This is a genomic window from Dolichospermum sp. UHCC 0406 (assembly GCF_009712025.1).
Classification (GTDB): domain Bacteria; phylum Cyanobacteriota; class Cyanobacteriia; order Cyanobacteriales; family Nostocaceae; genus Dolichospermum; species Dolichospermum lemmermannii.
On record NZ_VILA01000001.1, the window covers coordinates 257,343 to 276,230 of the forward strand.

The following is an 18,888-nucleotide window of genomic DNA, read 5'->3' on the forward strand; positions in this document are numbered from 1 at the left end:
TAAGAAATGTTAATATCACAAAACATTTCATCTTGATTTCATACTGCCATGAAAAGCTATAATTACAGTTAAACACATAACTGGGTGAAAGTATTTGCAATAGTTAGGTTTGATGACTTTTACTATTAAATCTTCATATTCTCAAAGAAAAACAAGTTATGAAAAGCAAAAATTTAATTTATGGTTTGATTGGGTTAGTAAGTAGTAGTGCTGTGAGTGGATTATTACTCGTCAGTAACACACAAGCACAAAGTCCCAATTCTGAACACAGTTCTCATCATTCATCTAAACAAGCTAATCCCCCCAAAAAAGGGATGATGATGCAAACAGATCAGCATTTTATCGAAATGATGATTCCACACCATCAGCAAGCAGTAGAAATGGCTGATATCGCATTCACTCGCGCACAACATCCAGAAATTAAGAACCTCGCGGTTGCTATTAAAAAAGATCAAACCAGCGAAATTGAACAACTGCGAACCTGGTATAAGAAATGGTACGGTAAAGAAGTACCTGTAATGGCTATGACTGATCAAGGAATGATGGCAAATCATGGAAATATGGGACAACAGATGAACCCAGACATGATGAAAATGCCGATGAATTGCAAAATGCAGTGCATGAATATGGATTTAGAAACATTAAAAAATGCACCAGATTTTGACCAAGAATTTATCCGTCAAATGATTCCTCATCATCGGATGGCTGTACAAATGTCGCAGATGATTGCTAAAAAAACTACCAAACCACAAATCCGTAATTTAGCCAAGTCTATCATTAAAAGTCAAACAGCGGAAATTAGGCAGATGGAACAATGGTATCAAAATTGGTATAAGTCCCAGCCTCTGTAAAACATTGTGAAAACCGGACTCGAAAATTTTAGGGTGTTTTCGACTCGATAATTGAGGTAAATTTGATAAAGTTTCATATCTGATTCACCCTAATAATTAGTATTATTAAATATACCTTTTATATATGCGGTTATTATTAGTTGAAGATGAACATGATTTAGGAACTAGTATTCATCATGCTCTTACCCAGCGTGATTATATAGTAGATTGGGTTGAAGATGGACAAACGGCTTGGGATTATCTGAATACAGTACCACAAAGGTATGAAATTGCAATTTTAGATTGGATGTTACCCAAGTTATCAGGATTGGAATTATGTCAAAGATTAAGAGGGCAAAAAAATCAATTACCAATTATGCTATTAACAGCTAGAGATAGCATGAATGATCGGGTTACGGGTTTAGATGCGGGTGCTGATGATTATCTTGTTAAACCTTTTGGGATGGCAGAATTATTGGCACGGGTAAGGGCATTACAAAGAAGATTACCAAATTTCCAACCACCGCAATTACAAATAGGTTCATTAATGTTAGATTATAGTAATTTTTCAGTTGTGAATTTAGGATTAGAACCTTCTTTACCAATTATCCTTACAGCCAAAGAATTTCAACTACTAGAATATTTAATGCAGCATCCTCAACAAATCCTAACTCATGAACAAATTCGCGCTAGATTGTGGGATTTTGAAAGTGATACAGTGAGTAATGTTGTGGCTGCACAAGTGAGATTACTAAGACGCAAATTATTAGAATGTGGTTTTCCTAAAGCTATTGAAACTATGCGAGGTTTTGGTTATCGTTTTTGTGGATAATGGATGGTGTGTTACCAGGGTTGAGATCCCCGACTTCTGACATTAATTGATAATTTATTAACAAGATAAAAAAAGAAGTCGGGGATCTTATATTTACAAAATATCAAATTAGATGAATAATAATTCAATCTTTAATAATTCTCGGTTAAAATTAGCCTTTACCTATGCTGGTGTGATGGGTGCAACTTTATTAATATGTGGTTATGTTGCTCATATTGTGATGATTCAAGCTTTTACTCGCACTGTTGATCGAGAGTTAGAAGTTTTTGGCAAGGTATTTGAGGATAAATTAAAGACAGAGTTAAAAGTTCCTGGAGAATTATCTATTACAACTCAGAAATCTTTGCCAGGAATTTGTTTTAAACAAAAATCTTGTTTACCAATTAAATCAGAATCAGAGTTACTGGGTTTATTATCAGAAGGATATTATCTCCGGTTTTTAACACTATCAGGAGAAGTAATTGCAGCTATTGGTAATAATCCCGATGAGTTTCCTCCTAATCTACAAATTCATCATTCTTACGATATTCAAAATCGCAATGGTGAACTATATCATTTACATTTAATGCCCTTAAAAATCAAAGGGAATCAATTGTGGGGATACTTACAAGTAGGGCGATCTATACAACGATTAAATGACTATATGAATAGTCTACATTGGTTATTAGGATTGGGTGTTCCCTTTTCTATGATCTTAATTGGTGGTGCTGGTTGGTGGTTAGCAGGTTTAGCTATGCGACCAATTGAAAAATCCTATCAACAATTACAAAAATTTACGGCTGACGCAGCCCATGAATTAAGAACTCCGATTACATCTTTACAAACAATTGTCGAAACAAATTCAATTAATCAAGAAACTCAAAAAGCTTTGGAGAGACAAATCAAAAGATTAGTAACTTTAACCCAGGATTTGTTATTATTGTCTAGGGTAGAAAGTGGTTTACAAGAAGCAAAATGGCAGGAAATTTGTTTAAATGATTTAGTGGCAGATGTGGAAGAAGAATTAATGCCAGTAGCCATGAATGCCCAAGTTTTATTATCTAGTAATATTCCGATTGAATCTTATTTCTATATTCAAGGTAATGAAGGTCAAATTTATCGAATGTTGTTGAATTTAGTTAGTAATGCTATTAAATACACTCCTGAATCTGGGGAAGTAAAAATTAATCTGACAACTAATGATCATCAAGGTTTAATTACTATCAAAGATACAGGTATTGGTATTCCTACTTCAGATATTCCCCACATTTTTAATCGCTTTTATCGAGTTCATGCAGATCGTTCTCGTCATACAGGAGGATCTGGATTAGGTTTAGCGATCGCTTTAGCAATTGTCCAAAATCACAAAGGCAAATTAGAAGTACAAAGTGATGTAAATAATGGCAGTACATTTACTGTAATTTTGCCACTCTTTTCCAAAGTAAACAGCTAATTTCAACTAACATAGATGTAATCATGGCAATAGCAGCGGCCATTGCGCCATTCATACCTTTGTTAATAGCAAAAGTGGAAATTATTAATAAAGTTCCTGTTCCCAACCATGTAGATAGATTCACATGACCTGTCCGATTTTCACTGACTAAAAACCCCTGAATTGCATTCTGTAAGGCCACAAATAATGGCACAATTGCACAAATCAAAAGTACAGGTTTAATACTTTTAGCTAAGGTAAGATCATTGCCGATAAAACTTTGGACAATGCGATCGCCGATAGGTGTTACACTCATTAATAATAGTAGGCTGGAACAAGCAGCACCCACACTCATAGCAAAAGTCAGTAATTGCTTATCGCTCACTTGATGACGATATTTAATCACCATTTGCTGTACCATCCGGGTAGAATTGGCAATTACCAGAACTAATCCCCAAGCCGCAGACCAAGCAGCAATAGCAATTGTCGAATCTTCAGCGCGGGCAAGAATGCTAATTAATATCGCCCTTCCGCCCCAAACCACCATCATCGAATTAGCTAGGGGGAGATAGAATTTCCATACCTGTGCTAAATTGCGGGGTAAATTAGGTTGTTCTATTTGTGGTGGTAAAATTGCCCCACTGCGACGGGCAAAAATTGTCACAACGATAGCCTCGACTATCACCCCGCCCATAAGTCCCAAGCCAGCAATTACGCCCCCAGATAGTTGGTAGAAAAACCCGAATGTGAGGATTACGGCTAAAGTCAATAACCTGCAAATACTAGCTTTAGCCACAGCACCGGACTGACCATGATAAATTAATAGTCCTTGAAAATAACGCCGCCAAGCGATCGCAAATGGCCAACCTCCCATTAGTAATAATACTTGACTAACTGTAGCTAACATTGCCGAGGGAATACCCAACAGACTCACACCGACAAAATTAAATATGATCGGTAGTCCCAACAAACTTAATAAAAAAGTTAATCCTCCACCTACCAATAATGTAAATCGCCACAATGCCTTGCGTGAATCTTGAGAACCCGCTAAAGCATTAGCAGCGTGCAAAATCATAATAATTGGACTTTCAAAAAATATCGCCAAAGATTTAGCAATACCTACAGCCGCTAAGTTAATTTGAGCATCAGGAAGATGAGCCAATGTAGTAGTCATCATCGGATCACCACAGGCCATAGTTACATCACTGAGGGATAAAGGCAAAAATTCCCGCCATAAAGTCCCTAAACTAACTGATTGAGATTCTTGTAATTTCACTCTTGACTCCTACCAACAATATCCAATGGTACAGGTAGAAGATTAGTAATTGCTGCGGTGAGATGGGAATGTTGAAGGATGTTGATATTTTGTGCTGTTAACCAATCGGCATTGTAAACTGTTTCCAAATAGCGATCGCCCCGGTCAGGATTAAGTAGTAACATAGTTTGGGGTTTAGTAAATCTTCGGGCATCTGCTAAAGCAGCAGCCACAATTGCACCAGTGGAAGCACCTAAAAGCATACCTTCCTGTTTAGCCAAACCATGACAAACAGAAAACGCCAAACCATCATCCACGCTATAAGCCGCGTCTAACATTTGCGGGTCAAAATTGGGGGGAACGAAAGATAAACCCAGTCCAGTCATCTTATAGGGGTGTCTGGGAGTCCCAAAAATTGCCGATCCTGCCACATCTACACCGATAATTCTTGTTTGGGGATAATACCGTTTAAAATAGCGACTGATACCGCCTAACTGTCCGGCTGTACTGACTCCAATCACTATAGCATCCGGCGCACCGCCAAAAGCAGCTTCAATTTCCCGCGCTGTCCAAATTGCATGGGCATCAGTATTACTAGGATTTTTATGTTGACAGGGATACCAAGCACCAGCAATATTTGCAGCTAATTCCTGGGCTTTTGCCATTCTTGCTACCTGCATTGAACCCTGACTATCAGCCTCACTCAAAGGCACTTCTACCAATTCTGCACCATAAGCAGTAAGCATTCTTCGCATTGTTACAGGGGTTTTGGCATCAATCACAATCATCACCCTGTATCCCTTAGTTGCGCCTACAATTGCTAACCCAATCCCAAAGTTACCAGAACTAGATTCAACAATTGTCCCACCTGAGCGCAATAAACCTTGTTTTTCGGCTTCATTCACCAGATAAGCCGCATTTTTTTCCTTAATACTCCCACCAGGATTACAAGATTCTAGTTTGAGATATAAATGATGATCTTCACAACTTGGGTGAATTCGATTTAATCGGACAATGGGAACTTTACCTAATGCTTCTGTCACCGTGGCAAATAGCGGTGATGCTGGTAAGCTAGTTTTCAGGGTTAGTTCTGGGGAGCAAGTAACCATCATTAATAACCAAATACTGTTCATCTCTAAGGATGCCAACCTTAGATGAAATAGAGATGAAATCAGACACGCCAGGGAATAACGAACCACAGAGGCACAGAGGTCACGGAGAAATGAGGGTTATCTCGTTCCCAGTCTCTGGCTGGGAATGTGGGCTAGAAGGCTCTGCCTTCAATAAGATTAGAGACAGAGCCTCATCAACTGCATTCCTAGTCAGAGTCTAGGAACGAGATATGGTAAAGATTTGAGCTTAAATTGACACCAATGAACATTGCTAAACTCTTACAGATACAGCAGTTTCCGCTCTTATGAGGTACAAAGTTGAATCATGAAACTCTTGTAGTGCGGGCATCTTGCCCGCTAGATATGTACCTCATAACACCGGGAAGTGCTGTAAGTTTAATTTTCTAATGTAGAAATATAAGCTTTAACTAACAAATCAATTCCGGTAATTGCCCCACCCACAACCACAGCATTAGCCCCCAAATCTAAGGCTTTTCTCGCCATTTCTGGTGAAGAAACACCTCCTTCACAAATCACAAAAGTATCAAGATTTTCGATGATTTGGGTGAGTAATTCCCAACCAGGAGGAGAGAAATTTTTAGTTTGGGCAGTATAGCCAAATAGAGTAGTTCCCACAAGATCTGCACCTGCATTCACAGCTAATTGTGCAGCTTCATAGGTATCTACATCTGCCATAACTGGCTGATTTAATTGCTGATGAATCAAATTAATAATATCTGCTAACTTTTCATCACCAGGACGATTTCTAGTAGTAGCATCTATGGCAATAATATCAGCACCTGCTTCAGCTACGGCCACAGCATGATGAAACTGTGGTGTAATATAAACATCAGAACCTGTGATTATTTGTTTCCAAAGTCCGATAATGGGAACTTGGACTTTTTTCCGCACCGCTTCGATATGAATAGGTGTGTCAATTCTCACTGCTACAGCCCCATTATTCACTGCTGCTTGTGCCATTGCGGAAATTACATAAGGATCATGTAATGGGGAGTTTACAGGCGCTTGACAGGAAACGATTAATCCTTTTGGTAAATTAGTCATGTTTGATATTGTCTAAAAGTTGTAATAAAATACTGTCAGTAATGCTTTATTTCTTGAATAATGCTGAGTAATTCAGTTGGACTATAAATAGGCAAACTAGCAGTTTTAAAATCCTTGCTATTTCGAGTTACAAAACCATCAACACCCGCATAAATGCCTGAATGATATAAAACAGCATCCTCAAAATCAGGAAAATCTGAATTTATCGCCGCTTTCAATATCACATCATTAACCTCCGATATCGCAAATAAATTAAGCAATTGATTAATAGAAACCTTGGCTGACTGCTTTCCTATTGATTTAGTTAACAAATAATCAATCGTAGTTATCGTTGTCGCACAAAGATAACCTTGAATAATTTGCTGCTCAACAGCATTAAATAAATTAATAGAGAAGCTAACGAAAGGCTCACGCTCTAGCAAAATATCAAGAACAATATTGGTATCAAATACAATTTTCAAAGATACTTCTCCTCTAAATGTTTTTTATAGTCTGCTACATCAACATGATAACCTTTCAATATACCAACTAGCGATCGCGTAATTGGCAAAATTTCATCATTGCTAGTTTGGTGTAACAATTCTCTCTGTTCAACTAATAAATCATGGGTGGCTCGTCTGCTTTGCTCTTCTAATAATATTTTTTCCACAGCTTTCTGTATTAATAGCTGCATATCAGGCATTTCCAAAAGTTGTTTTCCCAATTCATCAGGTAACTCAATTTTAACTTGCATAAAATCCTCCATTAAAACGGCGGTTTAATTCCTAATTCTTCACAGAATAATCCAATTATAGCATCTGTGACCTGACTTTCTTGTTCAATGGCTTCTTTAGGTTATGGGGGTATTCTGTATAGTTAAAGTTTACCCATTGTTGATCTAGACTGTGCGATCGCATTCTTTTAATGGCGCGACTCAGAAAGAATTAGTCTTCACCAAAGTACAAATATGCTGGCATAGTGGTATGTCAATTGTATTGTCGTACATGAACATAAGCTCTAAACCTACTATTTAAATTTTATTTCATTGTAAATACCTATTTTGTGTATTATTTATATAATAATCTCATCCTCTCTTGTATATGCCAGTAGAAGCTAAAGTTTATCGAGTTCTCATTGCTAGTCCCAGAGATGTTGAAAAAGAAGAAAAAATCATCAGAGAGCAAAGTTATAAATGGAATGCTGCCAATACTACGGGTATGAAAATAATTTTAATAGTTATTGGAGCTAATGATGTTTTTGATACTGAACTGGGAGAAATTATTAAATCCTCTAGCGTTCAAGGTCAATTTCTCAAACAAATTTACAAAGGTAAACAGGATGAGCTAGATGTAGATATTGAAACTGCTCTTCAAGAATACATTGGTAATCGCAACTTAGACCCTGATAAAAAACGTGGGAAAGCTTGGCGTTATCCCATTGGCACTACAATCACGCTTGGTTCTTATGAAAAACGCTATTTCCTAACTGCCTACGGATAGATGAGAAATAATTTAACAGTCAAGTCAAATTCTGATTATATTTCAACTTCGCTAGATAACCTCTGGCAAGAAGTTCGTCTGAAATCCCACGGGACAGATGTAGTAATACCAATTATAGGTTCTGATCTGGCTCGTAGTGGTTTTTCTCGAATGCAGCTATCTAAGCTGATAATAACTTCATTCGTAGTGGCATCAAAAAGAGAATTTATTACCAGAAAACTGACGTTAATGATTTATCCAAAAGATTTAGATTCTATAGATTTTTATGAACTTGAGGACTTTATTAAGTCAATTTGCTTTTGAGCTTTATATGTCCGAGATGCTTGTTCATTAAATTAATATCTATATAAATTATTCCCCCAACCAAAGGGGGAATACTAATGTGAAAGCAGAAGTTTAATTTCTTTGCATAAATTCCCGCAATTCATCAAGACTATTGACAGTTAAAATGCTCCTTTGGATGTTTTTTAACCGTTCTAAATCAGCAACCTGTGATATTTTGGGCATAAATTGTAAACCTTCTTGACTAAATTTTATCTCTAAACTTAGTTCAATAGATGACAGTATAGCTTGTCTTTCACCCCGTTTTTCACCTTCTCTGAAAATCTGTTGATACCAAGGAGACTCTTGTAATATTGCCATATCCCACCTCATAATTTGTTGAACTAAGGCGCTATCTAATACGAAGGTAGCAAAAAAAGCCATAACTGTTTCCAACTGGCTTAATTTTTCATCAGCACGAAGCATTTGCAATGCTTGTCTAACTGTTGATTCTTCTCCACCACCTTTGAGAATTGGTACAAAGGGAAGCAGCGAGGGAATAGGTTGACTCAAAGCTATTTTTACATCAACTTCCCAAAGATTTATCACATGATAGTCTTGTCGCGCTTGTAAGCCAGCAAACTCTGATTCATAGCGTTTGGGAATTTCTGTTTCACTTTCTTTGAGAATGTTAATTAATACAGGGTATGTGGGAAGATCATATTTTTCCTCTGCTAATGCCGCATAAGCCCGCATTCTTTTGGGCATTTCTGGCTTATACCGTAATTGTAACTCATTGAGAACAAGGAATTCGCCGTACTGGGGACTGGTGGCTTTGACTAATACATCACTTTCTCTGCTTATCCATTGAAATTCGGAATTAAGAATTTCTCCGGTGGTAATGTCGGGGATTTGTGTCACCCATTTTACCCAATTTTCGGGACTGAGGCTGATTAATTTTTTAGTGCTGATATCGGCTTTTTTGACCATCAGGGATTACTATAAATTACTGAGTATGGTTTTAAATTTATCAGATAAATTTGCAAGCTGTTATCAATGTTAAACTAATATTTACTGATGAATTTATTTATTGCCTTATTTAAAAATAACGTAAAAAAGCCCAAGTTTTAAACTCAAAATTTCCATTATTAATTACCAACTATGCACAGAATCAGCGCCACACCAGGCGGATTAAATCAGTCTGAAGGTTTATTTTTCCTCGAACAAACTCCCGCCCCTTTCGTGTTGATTACAGCAGCCGATACTGATATTCAAACCCTAGCGGCTGTAGTTCCCAAATTACCTAGAGAATTCCCTGAACTCCGAGTAGCCAACTTATTACAACTACAGCAACAAATAAGTATAGATGCTTATGGTGAGCAAGTTTTAGAATCTGCCCAAATAATTGTGCTTCGTCTCATAGGAGGAAGTTCCTACTGGGCTTATGGTTTAGAAGTAGTCCAGGAAATTGTCCAACGTAATGGCACAACTTTGATTGTGATGCCAGGGGATGACGGATTTGATCCTGATCTTATTTCCAAATCTACAGTTTCTCAAGAAATTGTTCAGAAAATTTGGCAATACTTTCAAGAAGGTGGCATAGAAAATTTCTTCAACGCGTTGCAATTTATCACTGATACAGTCCTATCAACAGCATTTAATCCACCAGCACCCCAATCTGTTCCCCGCGTGGGATTGTATGAGAGGAGTCAGGAGAAGAAAGAAGAAGAAAGAAAGAATCAGCCTAAAGTTGGGATTTTGTTTTATCGCGCTCATTATTTAGCAGGAAATACCAAAGTTATTGATGCTTTATGTAATGCTTTAATAGAGAAAAATTTACAACCTGTACCTGTTTTTGTTTCTTCATTACGTGAACCTGGTGTCAGCGATAAGTTATGTGAATTGTTTGCAGAAGAAAATAATAATCATGTTAGTTTATTGATGAATACTACTAGTTTTTCCCTAGCAAGTTTAGAAACAGAAACACCACAAACTGAAATTTGGGAAAAATTAAATGTACCTGTTTTACAAGTAATTCTTTCCGCTAGTTCCGTTGAACAATGGGAATCACAATCACAAGGTTTAACACCCCGTGATATGGCGATAAATGTGGCATTACCAGAAGTAGACGGGAGAATTATTAGCCGGGCTGTGTCTTTCAAAACTTTGCAAACTCGGAATCATAAACTAGAAACCGATGTCGTAGTTTATGAACCTGTGAGCGATCGCATTGAATTTGTCGCCCAACTGGCTGCAAACTGGGTACGATTGCGGGTAAAACAGCCCCAAGAACGCCGCATAGCCCTAATTTTAGCAAATTACCCCAACACCAACGGCCGCCTCGCCAACGGCGTAGGATTGGACACTCCTGCCAGTTGTGTAGAAATTCTCAAAGCTTTAAAATTAGCTGGTTATGAACTGGGAAATACTTGTACTGAGCGAAGTCGAAGTATTCCCGAAACCGGAGACGAATTAATTCAAATTCTCACATCCAGCGTTACCAATGATCCAGAAGGAAAAGATTGGAAACCAATCAACCAAAGTTTATCAACAACAGAATATAAAAACTATTTTTCTACCCTACCTATAAACATTCAAAAACAAATTATCGAACGTTGGGGAGAAAATTTTTCCCAATCACCAATCACCAATCACCAATCACCATTTCCCATTTCTGGAATTCAATTTGGTAATGTTTTCGTCGGTATTCAACCATCAAGAGGTTATGATCTCGACCCTAGTTTAAATTATCATGCGCCAGATTTAGAACCAACTCATAATTATTTAGCCTTTTATTATTGGGTACGAGAATCTTTTCATGCTGATGCCATAGTTCATGTCGGCAAACATGGCAACTTAGAATGGCTACCGGGAAAAAGTGTCGCTTTATCTAATACTTGTTATCCAGAAATTGCCTTGGGACCAATGCCCCATTTATATCCATTTATTGTTAATGATCCAGGAGAAGGTTCACAGGCAAAAAGACGCGCCCAAGCCGTAATAATTGATCATTTAACCCCACCAATGACCCGCGCCCAATTATATGGACCATTGCAACAGGTAGAAAACCTAATTGATGAATATTACGAAGCCGAAAGTTTAGATCCTTCCCGTTTACCAACAATACGAGATCGTATTCAAGAATTAGTCATCAAAGAAAACCTATATAAAGACTTAGGAATTACCAACCCCAAAGACATCACCAACTTTGAAACCTTAATCTTAAACTCCCTAGACGGTTACTTGTGCGAACTCAAAGAAGCCCAAATCCGTGACGGCTTACACATATTCGGCCAATGTCCCCAAGGAACACAACTGCGAGACTTAATAGTAGCGATCGCCCGCATCCCCAACCGCCATTATATCGGCATTACCAGAGCGATCGCCAAACAATGGCAAATAGACATAGACCCCCTCACAGACAACCTCTCAACCCCCTTCACCCCACCGATAACCCACTTTGCTCCTTTGCGCCTTTGCGCGAAACTTAAATCCTGTCATATCATCGGCGATGTCATCGAACTCCTAGAAATAGAAGCAGCCCACTTAGTAGAACAAATAATCGAGGGAACAGAAACCCAAAATTGGATCAGTGAAAAACTCCTCCCAGCCCTGCGAAAAACCAGCGAAGAAACCACCAACCTATTACGGGGACTTGATGGCAAATACGTCAAGAGCGGTGCTTCTGGCGCACCCACCCGCGGCCGCCCGGAAGTCCTGCCCACAGGTAAAAACTTTTACGCCGTTGATATTCGCGCCATACCCACAGAAACTGCCTGGGATATTGGCAGAAAAGCCGCTGAAACCCTGATTGAAACCTACACCCAAGAACATGGAGAATATCCCAAAACCCTGGGTTTATCCCTGTGGGGGACAGCTACCATGCGGACTGGTGGTGATGATATAGCCGAAGCTTTAGCTTTACTTGGTGTTCAACCCGTTTGGGATGGTGCAGCGCGACGAGTAGTAGATTTTGAAATTTTACCTTTATCCATTGTCGGTCGTCCCCGTGTGGATGTCACCCTGAGAATTTCTGGCTTTTTCCGGGATGCTTTTCCTAATTTAATCACCTTATTTGATCAAGCTGTGAAAGCGGTTTCGGCTTTAGATGAACCAGCAGATCAAAATCCTCTAGCAGATACAGTTCGCAAAGAAACTGAACAATGGACTCAAGAAGGTTTATCTTTAGAAGTAGCAGCCGAGCGATCGCAATATCGCGTTTTTGGTTCAAAACCAGGGGCTTATGGTGCAGGACTCCAAGGACTAATGGCCTCCCAAAACTGGGAAAATGATCAGGACTTAGCCCAAGCTTACACAAATTGGAGTGCTTACGCCTACTCCTCTAGTCAGGAAACAGGGAGCAATAATGTGGAAGCTTTTGAACAACGCTTGAAGCAAATGCAAATTGTCCTGCATAATCAAGACAATCGAGAACATGATTTACTCGATTCCGACGATTATTATCAATTTCAGGGTGGTTTAACCGCAGCGGTGCGTTCTCTTCAAGGTAAAAATCCTGAAACTTATTTTGGTGATAATTCCAACACATCCCAGCCCAAAGTCCGTCAACTTAGTTCAGAAATTGCCAGGGTTTATCGTTCTCGCGTGGTTAATCCTAAATGGATAGCTGGAGTTATGCGTCATGGTTATAAAGGTGCATTTGAAATGGCTGCAACCGTAGATTTTCTCTTCGCTTACGATGCTACCGCCCAATGTGTTGAAGATTATATGTATCAAGGTGTTGTTGAAGCATATTTAGAAGATGCTGCCGTTTGTGAATTTATCCAAGATAAAAATCCTTGGGCATTACGCGATATTGCAGAAAGACTACTAGAAGCAAATCAGCGCGGGTTATGGCAAGATGTAAGTATACAAACTTTAGAAAATCTCCGCAATTTAGTCCATCAGGCAGAAGCAACTATCGAAGAAAAATAATTTAATTTAGGAAACGAACATGGAAAACCTTGCGTATTTACATTTAGCCTTTGCCAATGAAGACATAGAAACCACTGAGTTAATATCTCTCAGTTCTTTATTCAAAAAAGCAGCAGCACCAAATTGGCAACTCTTTTCCAGCAATGCGTGGAAATACATGATTCCTCTGGTTCTTACTTTATCTATTCTTAATAGTGTTAGTAGTGTTTTCGCACTCGAAACCGAAAATAACAGCAATTCTGTCGGCAATCTAGAACAAAATTCGACATCTCAGGTTGAAACCGAAAATAACGGTGATGTTGTGAAAAATCTAGCACAAAATTCGACATCTCAGGTTGAAAAAAGCAACAAACAATTTATCAGTACAGCCCCTACAACCCTCACTACGCCACATAATATCATTTCTGTAAGCAACAAACGCAAAAACCCCAATTTCTTTGTTAAAGGTGATGAAGGTGCCGATGTCAAAGTTTTACAAGAACGCTTGAAAATCGCTGGTTTCTATTATGGCAATTCCACAGGGATTTTTGGTCCAATTACTCAAGAATCTGTCAAACGATTCCAAAAAGCTTATAACCTCACAGTTGATGGCATTGTTGGTAAATCCACATTAGCGAAATTACCAGCGGTGACTGATGAAAATGACATAACTACTTCCCAAAAATCAGATAATCAAGATACACTTAGTTTAGGCGATCGCGGTGAAGCCGTCAGAATTCTCCAAGAACAATTAATCATAGCCGGATTCTTAAAAAATCAGCCCAATGGTTACTATGGTTCTAACACAGTTGATGCTGTAAATCGCTTTCAAAAACAGCACAAACTAGAAGCTAGTGGTATGGCTGGACAAACCACCCGTTCTAAGTTATATAGTTTAGTTAAAAATTCTGCCAAAAGTGATTTTACCACTTTAGAAATTCAAAGACGACTACATGAAAAAGGTTTCTATAAAGGTCAAATCAACGGCATGATGGCATCTGATACCAAAAAAGCAATTAGTCGCGCTCAAGAATTTTATGGTATCAGCCTTAAAGATGTTAAAAGCGGAAGTTTTTAATCCCGCTTTTTCAATGCAGTTAGATTCCCGCACTACTTGATTCATCTTCCAAAATTGCAGATGTCTATCCGTTCTATAAAACTTACCCAAAATTACCAAAGTCTAGACACATCTGGACAGCGATAACCTTAGTGTTTACTTCCTGCTTCATCACGGTCTTAGAATGGCTTCTAAGAGGTTTTTCCGCTCCACAGGCAATCTCGGTAGAACTTACCGTTTCTGACCGTAGTTCCTAAAAGGAACCCTATAATACCAAGTTCCTAGTTATCTAAATAGGCATTAATGCCCTTTGGCACTTAGGACATACAGCATGAATTGTCATTTGACAATCTAATAAATGGAAACCTTCTTTTTGGGCTGTTTTTCCGCCAATCTTTAAAATTGAGTCATTTTTAAACTCAATAGTCGCATTACAGCGGACACAAATTAAGTGATGATGGTGATGGGGATAAGGCTGATTAATTTCATAATGTTTATGCCCTTCACCTAATTCCAACTCCCGCAAAATCCCCATTCTCGCCATCAACTTTAAAGTGCGATAAATAGTTGATAAACTAATTCCTTCACTGTCAGCTTCTAAGCGATGATATAGATCCTCTGCGCTTAAATGCTCACCTTGGGGGAGTTCTTGAAAAATATGCAGAATTGTTTCGCGTTGTGGAGTTAAACGCCAGCCACGGTCGTTTAATTCCGCCTTGAGTGAACCAGTTGTGTAGACAGTCATACTAAATTTTCTCAACAAAGCTCATTAATTGAGAATATAACAAATGTTGGGGTTGATTTGCAACAATCATTGCCTATTGAGAATATTTGCTGATTGTCAGTTGTCAGTAGAAAATATCTTTCTATTGCCTCCTGCCTCCTGCCCCCTGCCTTCTGCCTCCTAACTTAATGACTCTAGATAGTCGCGGACTAGGTTACGGCGTTTGGGTTGGCGGAGTTTTTGCAAAGCCTTGGATTCAATTTGTCTGACTCTTTCCCGTGATAAATCAAGGGCGCGGCCAATTTCTGCTAAAGAGTAAGCATGACCATCGGATAAGCCAAAGCGCATTAAAATCACATCACGTTCCCGACCAGTTAAATCATCTAGAAGACTATGCAAATCTTTATGTAAAGATTCCCGCATTAACATCTCCTCTGGAGTAATCGTATCAGTCTCTAACAATTCTCCTAATTCAGTATCTTTATCCTTCCCTACCTTGGTTTCTAAAGACACAGAACGAGGAACTCTCAATAATACTTCCCGGACTTGGGCAGGTGTCATATCTAACTCAATTCCCAGGTCTTCTAAAGTCGGGGTACGACCTTTTTCTTGGGCAATTTTCCGTTGCGCCTTTTTAATTTTGTTGAGCTTTTCGGTAATATGAACAGGCAGGCGAATAGTCCGGCTAGAAGTAGCGATCGCCCTGGTAATACCTTGACGAATCCACCAGTAAGCATAGGTACTAAAACGATAGCCCTTGGTGGGGTCAAATTTCTCCACGGCTCGTTCTAAACCTAAAGTCCCTTCTTGAACCAAATCCAACAATTCCAAACCCCGATTTTGATACTTTTTAGCGACAGATACCACTAAACGCAAATTCGCCTTAATCATGTGGGATTTGGCTTGCAGTCCTTGAGTTTGAACTTGTTCTAGTTCTTCTACTGTTAAATTAGCAATTTCGGCCCAGCGTCTTTTGCCATTGGCTAGGGTAGGTTTAAGATCAGGTAAACTTATGCCCGCAGTAGTCGCCCACCGTTCTAAAGAAGGGCGGTGTCCTAATTCCGCTTTCAACCGCTCCTGTACCTCCATTAACCGCGAATAGGGGATAATTACAGCATCTCCTTCAGCAGCAGCAGCACTAAGCATTAATCGCATTCGTAAGTATCGCTGTACTTTTTGGGCTTCAGCAACTTCTTCATCTCGTCCCAATAACCGGACTCGGCCAATTTCTTGCAGATAGAGACGCACTAAGTCGGTACTGCGTCTGGTACTTTGCGCGGCTAAAGCTAAATCAGATTCAATCGCAGCCATGTCTAAATCTGGCAAATCATCATCATTATTGATTTCAATCTCCAAAGGTGGACTAGGATTTTGCCCGTCGTGGGCGGCATTTTTATAAAAGGATGTTGCTGGCATGATGTCTCAAATTACTCCAGGTAACAATAGATTATGGTTAGCTAAAATTACGGTTATCTAATCAACTGTTGCTATTCCGTAACTCGTCATCAAATAACACGGTTTGGGTTTCGATGTACAATTCTTTGCAAAACTTTGTACTAGTCCAAGCGCGGAGGAGAGGAGAAAACTTAATTTATCAACTTTTGGACTGTTTTAACTGGATAGTTATTTTCGTCACAGTTTACTAGTTTGAAATAATACATTTTCAATGAGTCGTTTGTTGCTAGTATCCGTGTGATTAAACAAATAGCTATGGAAATCTTTAGCCAGATTTTCAATTATGATTTAACTGGTCAATAATACCATGCTTAGGAATATTAACGGTTATTTTTTTAACTGATTATAAACTCACTTCTAATTATGATGATGTTTATAAACTACATAGTCATATTTACATCACTCAAAAAGTAATTTCCTGACAATTTGACAAATTTTTTCTAGGGATTTTGCGGTAGTCATTTAATTTTAATTGGACACCTTATCCTGTCAGCATTTCTCCCTTATTTACCAGATTTGTTCTGTGGGAAAATTATCAAATTCAGGTTTGATATCTCGGATCATCAGTTTATCTAACGCTTGTCTGGGTGTAACTGCTCCTTCAAGTAGTTGATAAACTTGTTCAGTAATGGGAATAGCAATACCTCGTTGTTGGGCAATTTCCATTAATACCCGACAAGTGTTCACACCTTCGGCTGTACCTGGAAGATTTGCCAGAACTCCAGGCAGCGTTTGTCCATTGGCTAATTGATAACCAACTTGATAATTACGGCTTAAAGGGCTGTTGCAGGTTGCTAATAAGTCCCCTAGACCAGATAAACCATAAAATGTTTCCGTTTTCGCACCTAAAGTATTACCGATTCGTACCATTTCGGTTAACCCACGGGTGACTAGGGCAGCTTTGGCATTTGTGCCTAAGTGTAACCCATCACATACACCAGCGGCGATCGCTATCACATTTTTCAGTGTTCCTCCTAATTCTACGCCCACAGGGTCAGGGTTAGTATAGACACGAAAGCGACTGGAGGAAAATACCAATTGGACTGTTTGGGCAGCATTGGTATTTTTACTCGCTACTACCGTTGCTGCTGGTAATTCCTGGGCAATTTCCTGGGATAAATTCGGACCCGATAAGACCACAACAGGAGAATTAGGAAAAGCTGCTTGCCAAATTTGCGAAGGTGTGTATGTAGTTTGTGGTTCTAGTCCCTTAGTTGCAGTCACAAAGATTGTCTGTGGAGACAGGGGGCAAGATTGCACCATAGAGGCCACATCTCTGACCCCTTTCATAGAAATAGCCGACAAGACTATTTGAGCATTTTTATTTTCTAATACTTTTTCTAGAGGTTGCGAGTCAGAACGTGACCATAAATGCACCTGATAATCATTAATAGCTGCTAATTTAGCCAAGGCTGCACCCCAAGCCCCCGCACCAAGAATAACGACAGATTTTGAATTTGGTAATTGGTGATTGGTCATTGGTGATTGGTGATTGGTGATTGGTGATTGGTGATTGGGGTAGAACAACTGACCACTGACCACTGACAACGAACAACTGACTATCTGGGATAACGTTTCATTAATTCTCTGACTTGTTCTGCATGATAGGAGCTTCTTGTCAAGGGTGAAGAAACAACTTGTAAAAATCCTAGTTCTTCCCCAAAAGTTTGCCAGGCGGCAAATTGCTCAGGTGTTACAAAATCAGATACTTGTAAGTGTTTTTGACTGGGTTGGAGATATTGCCCAATTGTCAAAATATCACAATCTACTCTTCGTAGGTCTTCCATGACTTGGCAAATTTCTGCATCTGTTTCACCCAAGCCGACCATAATACCAGATTTGGTGTAAGTGCTGGGAGAAATTTGGCGCGAGCGCTGTAATAATTCCATTGTCCGCTCATAATTTCCTTGGGGACGCACACGGCGGTATAAGCGGGAGATGGTTTCTGTGTTGTGGTTAATTACTTCTGGTTTAGCTTGGAGAATGATTTCTAAAGCTTGCCAATTACCGCATAAGTCGGGAATTAATACTTCTATTGTTGTATGAGGCGAAACTTCATGAATAGCATTAATACAGTGGACAAATTGAGATGCACCACCATCAGGTAAATCATCTCGGTTAACGGAAGTAATCACGACGTGATTAAGCTGCATTCGCCGCACTGCTTCTGCTAGTCGTGTCGGTTCGGTGGGATCTAATGCTTGGGGTTTCTTTTCAAAATCAATATCACAGTAAGGACAAGCCCTGGTGCAAGCTGGACCCATAATCAAAAATGTGGCAGTACCCGCGTTGAAGCATTCCCCAATATTGGGACAGGAAGCCTCTTCGCAAACGGTATTCAGGGCTAAATCCCGCAAAATTTCTTTAACGTTACCAACACGCTCCCATTGAGGCGCTTTTACTCGCAACCAGTCTGGTTTTACAGTCACAGTCTACTTTTACCATTTTAGTTATACAAATCTTATGGTAGCAAGCAAAGACCTTTGTGGAAAAG

General features: G+C 39.1%; 15 protein-coding genes and 1 pseudogene. 6 read left to right on the forward strand and 10 right to left on the reverse strand.

Annotated elements, in window-relative coordinates:
* Positions 1-158 precede the first annotated feature (158 nt).
* The 3 genes from FJR09_RS01190 to rppB all read left to right on the forward strand — a co-directional run bounded on the left by FJR09_RS01190 (position 159) and on the right by rppB (position 3,094).
* Entirely contained in the window at positions 159-851 is a 693-nt protein-coding gene (locus FJR09_RS01190) for a DUF305 domain-containing protein (protein WP_015080246.1), read from the forward strand.
* Positions 852-975: 124 nt separating this feature from the next.
* Complete coding sequence (gene rppA / locus FJR09_RS01195) at positions 976-1,662, forward strand: two-component system response regulator RppA (RefSeq protein WP_015080247.1); 687 nt, start codon at positions 976-978, stop codon at positions 1,660-1,662.
* Between the two features lie 112 nt (positions 1,663-1,774).
* Positions 1,775-3,094, forward strand: a complete 1,320-nt coding sequence (gene rppB / locus FJR09_RS01200; protein ID WP_015080248.1) for a two-component system sensor histidine kinase RppB — start codon at positions 1,775-1,777, stop codon at positions 3,092-3,094.
* Here rppB and FJR09_RS01205 read toward each other — a convergent pair.
* The 5 genes from FJR09_RS01205 to FJR09_RS01225 form a co-directional block, all read right to left on the reverse strand.
* Entirely contained in the window at positions 3,054-4,349 is a 1,296-nt protein-coding gene (locus FJR09_RS01205; RefSeq protein WP_015080249.1) for a hypothetical protein, read from the reverse strand. The two genes, rppB and FJR09_RS01205, sit on opposite strands and share 41 nt — an antisense overlap.
* Positions 4,346-5,461: a cysteine synthase family protein gene (locus tag FJR09_RS01210; protein WP_015080250.1), complete on the reverse strand. Its 1,116-nt coding sequence runs from the start codon at positions 5,459-5,461 to the stop codon at positions 4,346-4,348. Before FJR09_RS01210 ends, FJR09_RS01205 begins: the two co-directional genes overlap by 4 nt.
* A 375-nt stretch (positions 5,462-5,836) precedes the next feature.
* Positions 5,837-6,505, reverse strand: coding sequence for an N-acetylmannosamine-6-phosphate 2-epimerase (locus tag FJR09_RS01215; RefSeq protein ID WP_015080251.1), 669 nt, complete (start codon positions 6,503-6,505; stop codon positions 5,837-5,839).
* A gap of 35 nt (positions 6,506-6,540) precedes the next feature.
* Complete coding sequence (locus FJR09_RS01220; protein ID WP_168632093.1) at positions 6,541-6,966, reverse strand: PIN domain-containing protein; 426 nt, start codon at positions 6,964-6,966, stop codon at positions 6,541-6,543.
* Complete coding sequence (locus FJR09_RS01225; protein ID WP_015080252.1) at positions 6,963-7,238, reverse strand: hypothetical protein; 276 nt, start codon at positions 7,236-7,238, stop codon at positions 6,963-6,965. Before FJR09_RS01225 ends, FJR09_RS01220 begins: the two co-directional genes overlap by 4 nt.
* Before the next feature lie 463 nt (positions 7,239-7,701).
* On the opposite strand from FJR09_RS01225, the pseudogene FJR09_RS24905 reads away from it, so the two are divergent.
* Positions 7,702-8,286 (forward strand): annotated as a pseudogene (locus FJR09_RS24905) (macro domain-containing protein).
* Between the two features lie 93 nt (positions 8,287-8,379).
* Here the strand turns inward: FJR09_RS24905 and FJR09_RS01245 are convergent.
* Entirely contained in the window at positions 8,380-9,234 is an 855-nt protein-coding gene (locus tag FJR09_RS01245; protein ID WP_168652231.1) for an Rpn family recombination-promoting nuclease/putative transposase, read from the reverse strand.
* A 171-nt stretch (positions 9,235-9,405) separates the two neighbouring features.
* On the opposite strand from FJR09_RS01245, the gene cobN reads away from it, so the two are divergent.
* Positions 9,406-13,179: a cobaltochelatase subunit CobN gene (gene cobN / locus FJR09_RS01250; RefSeq protein ID WP_168653199.1), complete on the forward strand. Its 3,774-nt coding sequence runs from the start codon at positions 9,406-9,408 to the stop codon at positions 13,177-13,179.
* 19 nt (positions 13,180-13,198) lie between these two features.
* Positions 13,199-14,236 carry a peptidoglycan-binding protein gene (locus FJR09_RS01255; protein ID WP_168653198.1) on the forward strand — a complete coding sequence of 346 codons (1,038 nt, stop codon included), beginning with the start codon at positions 13,199-13,201 and terminating at the stop codon, positions 14,234-14,236.
* Positions 14,237-14,504: 268 nt separating this feature from the next.
* Here the strand turns inward: FJR09_RS01255 and FJR09_RS01260 are convergent, their stop codons facing one another.
* The 4 genes from FJR09_RS01260 to lipA form a co-directional block, all read right to left on the reverse strand.
* Positions 14,505-14,960 carry a Fur family transcriptional regulator gene (locus FJR09_RS01260; RefSeq protein ID WP_015080256.1) on the reverse strand — a complete coding sequence of 152 codons (456 nt, stop codon included), beginning with the start codon at positions 14,958-14,960 and terminating at the stop codon, positions 14,505-14,507.
* Between the two features lie 159 nt (positions 14,961-15,119).
* Positions 15,120-16,355 (reverse strand): RNA polymerase sigma factor SigC, encoded by a 1,236-nt coding sequence (sigC, locus tag FJR09_RS01265; RefSeq protein WP_015080257.1) that lies wholly within the window; start codon positions 16,353-16,355, stop codon positions 15,120-15,122.
* Between the two features lie 546 nt (positions 16,356-16,901).
* Positions 16,902-17,873, reverse strand: coding sequence for an NAD(P)H-dependent glycerol-3-phosphate dehydrogenase (locus FJR09_RS01270; RefSeq protein ID WP_168653197.1), 972 nt, complete (start codon positions 17,871-17,873; stop codon positions 16,902-16,904).
* Between the two features lie 80 nt (positions 17,874-17,953).
* Entirely contained in the window at positions 17,954-18,823 is an 870-nt protein-coding gene (lipA, locus tag FJR09_RS01275; RefSeq protein ID WP_015080259.1) for a lipoyl synthase, read from the reverse strand.
* Positions 18,824-18,888 lie beyond the last annotated feature (65 nt).

What these genes read in the sequence shown, in the direction of transcription:
- sigC (WP_015080257.1), bottom strand. Translation starts at nt 16,355, where the DNA reads ATGCCAGCAACATCCTTTTATAAAAATGCCGCCCACGACGGGCAAAAT.
- rppA (WP_015080247.1), top strand. Translation starts at nt 976, where the DNA reads ATGCGGTTATTATTAGTTGAAGATGAACATGATTTAGGAACTAGTATT.
- FJR09_RS01270 (WP_168653197.1), bottom strand. Translation starts at nt 17,873, where the DNA reads ATGACCAATCACCAATTACCAAATTCAAAATCTGTCGTTATTCTTGGT.
- cobN (WP_168653199.1), top strand. Translation starts at nt 9,406, where the DNA reads ATGCACAGAATCAGCGCCACACCAGGCGGATTAAATCAGTCTGAAGGT.
- rppB (WP_015080248.1), top strand. Translation starts at nt 1,775, where the DNA reads ATGAATAATAATTCAATCTTTAATAATTCTCGGTTAAAATTAGCCTTT.
- FJR09_RS01210 (WP_015080250.1), bottom strand. Translation starts at nt 5,461, where the DNA reads ATGAACAGTATTTGGTTATTAATGATGGTTACTTGCTCCCCAGAACTA.
- FJR09_RS01245 (WP_168652231.1), bottom strand. Translation starts at nt 9,234, where the DNA reads ATGGTCAAAAAAGCCGATATCAGCACTAAAAAATTAATCAGCCTCAGT.
- FJR09_RS01190 (WP_015080246.1), top strand. Translation starts at nt 159, where the DNA reads ATGAAAAGCAAAAATTTAATTTATGGTTTGATTGGGTTAGTAAGTAGT.
- FJR09_RS01215 (WP_015080251.1), bottom strand. Translation starts at nt 6,505, where the DNA reads ATGACTAATTTACCAAAAGGATTAATCGTTTCCTGTCAAGCGCCTGTA.
- FJR09_RS01260 (WP_015080256.1), bottom strand. Translation starts at nt 14,960, where the DNA reads ATGACTGTCTACACAACTGGTTCACTCAAGGCGGAATTAAACGACCGT.
- FJR09_RS01255 (WP_168653198.1), top strand. Translation starts at nt 13,199, where the DNA reads ATGGAAAACCTTGCGTATTTACATTTAGCCTTTGCCAATGAAGACATA.
- FJR09_RS01225 (WP_015080252.1), bottom strand. Translation starts at nt 7,238, where the DNA reads ATGCAAGTTAAAATTGAGTTACCTGATGAATTGGGAAAACAACTTTTG.